This window comes from Dictyobacter arantiisoli, from assembly GCF_008326305.1.
Taxonomy (GTDB): domain Bacteria; phylum Chloroflexota; class Ktedonobacteria; order Ktedonobacterales; family Ktedonobacteraceae; genus Dictyobacter; species Dictyobacter arantiisoli.
Genome location: NZ_BIXY01000155.1, coordinates 1 through 6,578 on the forward strand (window position 1 = coordinate 1; position 6,578 = coordinate 6,578).

Genomic DNA, 6,578 nt, shown 5'->3' on the forward strand with positions numbered 1-6,578 from the left:
GGTCCTGGCCCCCCTCTTCCTGAAGCACAGCGAGACTCATCTGCGGCTCTACCGCGTAGAGGAACTAACCGGCCTCCAACATCTCACGATGCTGGAAAGCCTGGAACTGGACCAATGTACCACCCTGCAGGATCTTTCTCCGCTGGCAGGCTTGAGCAAGCTCACAGTATTGCGCATGCCCGACAGCAAAAAGATCAGCGATCTCGCGCCGCTGGCCGCGCTAACGCAGTTAGAAGTACTTGATCTCAATTCCTGTGACCGTATTACCAGCCTTGCGCCGCTCCGCGAACTGAGCAGGCTACACCAGATTATCCTGCACGGTTGCTCCAATCTACGCGATCTCAGTGGACTGATAAACAAGCCAGCACTCACCGAACTCAATCTCCATGGCCTCAATCACCTACGCACTATCGCTCCCCTCAGCGGACTCCCTGGCCTCAAGCGGCTCATCATCTCATATGCTGGCGCGCTGAGAGATATCAGCGGGCTGAGTGCACTGCAGGAGGTCGAATATCTCGAAATCCGCAACTGTGACAAACTTAGCGATATCACGCCACTGGCACAGCTCAAGCGGGTCCGTGGGATCAACCTGCTCGCATGTCCCGCGCTTCAGGATCTTAATCCGCTGACAGGGATGGAAAACATAGAGACAATTGAATCCACCTCTGGACATCTAGAGCATATTGGCCCCTGGAGCCAGTTGCAAAAGCTGCGTCATCTCAAGCTGCGCATCAACAATCGCCTGACCAATTTGCAAGAGCTTGGGCGCATCCCTTTACTCGAAGAACTTGAACTTGGCGGCTGTACACACCTTCAGAGCTTCAATGGGATCGAGCAGGCAACGAACCTGAAGAGGTTTGTCTTCTATACTCAGGCAGTTGAGGATGGCGTAACGCCCGAGGATCTCACCCCATTGCGTGGCCTACCTGAGTTGCAGGTACTGATACTCAGTGGAGTAAATTGTCCAAACTTGCGCGGATTGACAGATCTCCCCCACCTGGAGAATCTGACGATTTCGGCAAATCGCAGGCTTGCTAGCCTGGAAGGAATAAGCAATCTCCCCCGCCTGGAGAATCTGACGATTTCGGCAAATCACAGGCTTGCCAGCCTGGAAGGAATAAGCAATCTCCCTGCATTGCGTTCATTGGAACTATTTGATTGCCCAATTGAGGATATCAGTGCGATCACCAGGCTTGACAGCCTGACATGCATTGCGCTCGCAAGGACAACACAAGTCTGCGACCTGACGCCCCTGCTGGCCCTGTCCGAACTGGAAGAACTCAGCCTCACAAGGAATGCTGGACGACAAAATCTCAACGGCTTGCAAGGACAGACGACACTACGCAAGCTTATCGTGCATGAATGCCACGAATTACAGGATGTCTCAGCCCTGGACGGACTGCCTGCGCTCACAGAACTATCCCTCAGAGAGAATGAGCAACTCGATTGGAGCGGCGTCACCAATCTGCCGAACCTGACAAACTTACACCTGGCCTTTACAACACTTACCAGTTTTCGCTCTTTACAGAACGTCCCCATGCTCAAATCCATTACGATCGAGTTCAGCAAGCAGCTTGTCAGCCTGCATGGTCTGGAAAATGCACAACGGCTAGAACAAATTCTTTGCACATGGTGCGATAATTTACAGGATATCACTGCGCTTAGCACCCTCACCAGGCTGCATACCATCAAGCTATCGGGGATGTCACAGCTCACAAATATTACCCCTCTGAGTGGACTGCACAACCTGGAAACGCTCGATCTGAGCTCTAGTGGGGTCAGCGATCTCACCCCAGTAGAGCAGCTCACAAAACTGCGCGAGCTCAACCTTATGTGTAGCTACATGAATATTCAAGATCTCACGCCGTTACTGCACCTGCCCGCGCTCCACAAAATCAAAATCGACGCTAGCTATCTCAACAATCCCCTCCCCAGCATCAAAGAACTACAGGCTCGGGTCGACCTCGAAATAGATACACGCCGCTAGAGCAGAGCAACAGACATACCGAGCAACGGAGATCGATGCACCATAGAAAGATAGGACAGATGACACTCTCAAGGGATGCATATCCCGACTTATACTCAACAAAAAGAGGTTGGGTTACCTGCTGAAATTGTGCTGGTTTGACCACAGCAGGTGAAAGGGATTTCCTGATGTCATCATTTCGAACTGCTTCGCGTTGGCATGCTGTCTTTCAGGTCCAGATGTGTGTGTTGTTCTCCGTCGGCTCGCTCTGCCTGCTGCTGACCTGGATCTTCTTTGATTTCTTTCGTGGCCTGAGTTGGCTCGATGGCTATGCCTGGCTACCACTGGCGGTATTGCTGGGCATACTCGCGCTCCTGATGAGCAGGCAGTGGGCAAGCACGCTTCTATCTCTCGCGCTGGTACTCGCCACCCTGTCTGGTCTTGCCTATCTGTTGCTGGGCATCGGGGCGCTGGCGTTGCCGCCATCTCTCATCCTGACTGGCGCGATTATACTGCTGCTACTTCTGAACGGTGGCGTAATCTACCTGACGCGCCGAGTTCAAAGGGATACGCGGCAGGCGGTACCACCAGTGCAGCGGCAACGACGCTCATTCTTAGGATTGCTCACCAGAACAAGCCTTGCTGTGGCGCTCGGCGGCATCTTCATCAAAGCGTATCTCTGGGATGATCCCTCCAGGCAATGGTTGCTGACAGATCTGGTGCGCCAGGAGTCGCATAAACTGACACTGGCAGCCCCCGAACAGTTACAACTGACCGATGCCAGCCATCTGAACAGTAGTCGCGTGGCGGAAATCCGTAGGCCAGAGACGCTGGCCGAGGTGATCAAAGCCGTTAAGGATGCGCAAGCGGGCCAGCGAAAAATCTCGCTCTCCGGCATCAGGCATAGTATGGGCGGACAGGCTCTGGGATTAAACACGCTGCATCTGGATATGACGCATCTGGATAGCGTGCACTACAACATGGACAATCAGACGGTCACGGTCGGACCAGGAGCGACCTGGGAACAGATACAGGAAGTCCTTTCGCCGCATGGTCGGGCCGTCATGGTCATGCAGGACTCCAATATCTTTTCCGTAGGTGGCTCACTGAGCGTGAATGCCCACGGAAAAGATCCTCGCTACGGCTCCTTGATTGAAAGCGTCAATTTTATCAAGCTGCTAGGCGCGGACGGTCAGGAGGTATTCTGTGACAGAACGCAGAATCAAGAGCTCTTCACAGCCGCCATCGGAGGCTTCGGCCTATTTGGCATCATCACCGAGATCAACTTACAGACGACGCAAAACACATACTTCGCCTTTTCCCTGAAGTCAGTCCCGACCCATGCAGTTATCGACAACCTCGAAATCCTGAGCAAGAATCCCGCCAACCGCTTACTGGAAGCGCATCTCTCCGTCGATGCCGAACACTTCCTCACCGAAAGCCTGATCTTCACCTATACAGAAACCAGTTCCGCGCAGCAACCCGGCGATGAACTGGATGGAGAGAATAGTATCTGGCTGCGCAAAGTCGTCTTCCAGGCATCCAGAGCCAGCAACTTCGGGAAATACTTCCGCTGGGAAATGGAGAAATATGTCTCGCCGCTGGTCGAACCTGCATCGATAAGTAGAAATACTGCCATGGCGGTCCCTGTACGCTTCCTGCAAAATCCCGATCCCCACTCCACAGATATACTGCAAGAATACTTTGTGCCCATCGAGCGCAGCAACGCCTTTCTTGCCACCTATAAGCAACTACTCAAAAAATACCAGATCGATTTGTTGAATGTAACTATAAGAAGAGTCAAGCAAGACACCAGCGCCCTGGTCTCTTACGCCCAACAAGACATGTACGGCTTTGTCGTCTACTACAAAATCAGACAAAACAGTCCCGACATTCCAACCCTCCAGAACTTCACCCGCGAACTCATCGACTACTTAATCTCGATCCAGGCCAGATATTATCTGTGTTATGGCGGCTACTATACTCCCGCCCAACTCACCAGCATGTATCCAACCATAAAGACACTCTTTGCCCTCAAAGCCCGGCACGATCCACAGCAACTATTCACCAGCATCTGGTACGAGCATTATTATAGAAGCATTTCAAGCTAAAACGCACTGACAGCAATTCTCAGAAAGATTGAACTAAAGATCTACTCTACAGTCCTCTCTTCATTACGCCTTGACAGTTTGTTTGGTAACCCAGCATTACGCCAGCCGCTTAGATCGTAACTATTCAGTAGGGCTATGCAGTTGCGGAAAGAAGAAGAATCTGCTAGAGTAGCCGCATAAGCAATGATGAAAAACGAGAGTGACTCCACAACAAGAGAATAAGACCTTGCGTCAAGCGTTGCGGCGAAAAGATAAGGTTACGGAATATCTGATGAAGATGCTCAAGGGAGAGCCGAAGTCATAGAGGTAGGGATAGGGAGAGATCGCGATGAAGGTGACGTGGTTAGTGATCCGTGCTAGAGGCGGCATTGTTGCACGCACACATTATACATTCGTCAACAATTATTTATGATGGTGGCATTAGAAGGGCAAATATAGGATAAATGTGTTAAGAAGAACTGAGAGAAATACGATATGCCAAGAGAATATACATATACAGTTGAACATAGGGGAGGTAAACCTGTAATGGTTCGTAGCAGAACAGATAGCAGAACCTCTACGGAACTAGCGCAGCAGCTATATCGAAGAGAACAGGTACGACGCATTAATGGGCGGGACGTAACCGTTGTCGATGTGCGACCTGAAAGCGATACTTATGCGCAGCCTGATGACTATCATTATGCGCAACCTGACAGATATCCTCTTGTACAGCCTAATGACTATCGTTATGTACAGCCTGGGGACTATCGTTATATACAGCCTGATCAGGCATTAGTAAGAGAACCAGCACGAACAGAGGCGCAGAAAGTTCCTCAGGAACTCCTTATAGGGTTTGACCAACTGGCGCCCGACATGCGGTTCGACGCCGCCACCTGTCTCTATGTGCTTCACTTTCTCCCTGATGCCGCGAAATTGGAACTATTGCGCAACATCAGGGACCGCTTGCAGCCGGGGGCGCCATTGTATCTCATCAGCCCGGTGCGTGGAGACGAGACGAAATTTGGTGTGACGAATCCGACACTGAGGGCAGATTTCCTTGGTGCCTGGCAATACCATGGCGAGTTGATGGGTATGCCGAAGGAGCAAATGGCGGGCATCGTTGCTCAACTCACGGAGCAGATGTCCCAACCACAGGTGGCGACGGCGGACAGTGTACAGGAACTCCTGCACGAGGCAGGATTCAGGCAAGTCGCACCGTTCTTCTCGATGCTGGGGACCATGTATGGGTGGATAGCGCGCTGATAGGATCGGCTCCTAGCCGAGAGGTGACACACCATCTTTCAGTCCCCACTCGGCTTTGTTCTGATTCCGGCGATGACGAGATCAAGCATGCGGTTGACCCCATCAGGGTCGGACGCATGTTCGTTCACCATGACAATTCCGTAGACGAGTCGTAGCACGTCAATAATATGGACATCCGTTCGGATTTGTTCTGCGGCCTGGGCCCGGAGCAACAGGACTTCTCCCGCCTGGTGCATCGCTTTGTTCGCGTCATAGATTCTCGTTCCCGGAACGTGCTTGGCTGCCATGATGGCTGCTCCCATGCTCCTCCCTCGAGCCGCAAAGTCCATCTGGAGACGAAGCCAGCTCATCAAGGCGTCGAAAGGAATCGGAGCGTTTGCGAGCTCTTCAGCATGCGCTCTCAATTCATTGGCCTCATCCAGGAACACTGCTTCAAGGAGATCCTGACGCGTGGGGAAGTGACGGTACAGCGTTCCGATTCCAACCCCAGCCGACCTGGCAACGTCCTCCAGGACGATATCAGCGCCGCGCTCCGAGATGGCGACTCGCGCCGCGTTCAGCAGGCTAGCGTAGTTGCGCTGGGCATCAGCTCGCATTGGACGGTTGGCTTGTGGTGACTCATTCATCTTTTTCAATCGCACGGATACCCCTGCCTTCAGGCATGGGGAGGAAGTGCGCCTCCTTGTGGATAGCTATAGCCATCGCTGTGATGAAGCATCTGGCAATGACGATACGATATTCCCTGGATCGTTCCGATGGTGGTAGTGATATTGAAGGAACCTGAACTGCGCACCGCCACGCGTCCGGTATAGGTGCCGACCTTCTTGCCCGTGGGCACAATCGCCTTGACCACGTCCCCGGTCTGGAAGCCTTTGACCTTCTTTGCCCCCTTCGCAGAGGTGCGCGGAAAACCATATTTGTCAGGTAAGCGTATCTGACGATTGCCGTGTCCCGTTGCCTTGATCAAGAGGGGTTTTACCTTCTTGCTGTCTAAGACATCAGGTGTGCTTTTCGCCACGCAGGCTGCATCGAGCCAGTGAGCTTTGGGCAGTTCTCTCACGGTTCGGTTGTATTTTGTCAAGCCGCCTGATCCGCACTCCACTGGCAATCCTGTTGTTTTCAAGCGCTCAAAAAGTGCGCTGCCTAAGCGAAGAGGTCGCCCTCTCCGCTCGGCTTCAAAACCGTGCGTGAGACTTGTCGCCTCACACGGCTCCTCAATACTGCAGTCAATTGTCATTGACACACTCCGTTCCATGTTT

The 6,578-nt window shown here is 52.6% G+C and carries 4 protein-coding genes and 1 pseudogene; 3 read left to right on the plus strand and 2 right to left on the minus strand.

Going from position 1 to position 6,578, the window contains the following annotated elements:
• From F1593_RS28765 to F1593_RS26895, 3 genes are all read left to right on the plus strand, one after another.
• A partial coding sequence (locus F1593_RS28765; RefSeq protein WP_503826833.1) for a leucine-rich repeat domain-containing protein occupies nucleotides 1-1,987 on the plus strand: 1,987 nt, incomplete at its 5' end.
• A 167-nt stretch (nucleotides 1,988-2,154) separates the two neighbouring features.
• A complete protein-coding gene (locus F1593_RS26890) occupies nucleotides 2,155-4,077 on the plus strand; it encodes an FAD-binding oxidoreductase (RefSeq protein ID WP_149404636.1) in 1,923 nt (640 codons plus the stop codon).
• A gap of 525 nt (nucleotides 4,078-4,602) precedes the next feature.
• Complete coding sequence (locus F1593_RS26895) at nucleotides 4,603-5,319, plus strand: class I SAM-dependent methyltransferase (RefSeq protein ID WP_172632493.1); 717 nt, start codon at nucleotides 4,603-4,605, stop codon at nucleotides 5,317-5,319.
• Between the two features lie 38 nt (nucleotides 5,320-5,357).
• Here F1593_RS26895 and F1593_RS26900 read toward each other — a convergent pair whose 3' ends face one another.
• Both F1593_RS26900 and F1593_RS26905 read right to left on the minus strand, forming a co-directional pair.
• Nucleotides 5,358-5,945 (minus strand): TetR/AcrR family transcriptional regulator, encoded by a 588-nt coding sequence (locus tag F1593_RS26900; protein ID WP_149404639.1) that lies wholly within the window; start codon nucleotides 5,943-5,945, stop codon nucleotides 5,358-5,360.
• Nucleotides 5,946-5,974: 29 nt separating this feature from the next.
• Nucleotides 5,975-6,578 (minus strand): annotated as a pseudogene (locus tag F1593_RS26905) (hypothetical protein); the annotation flags it as partial.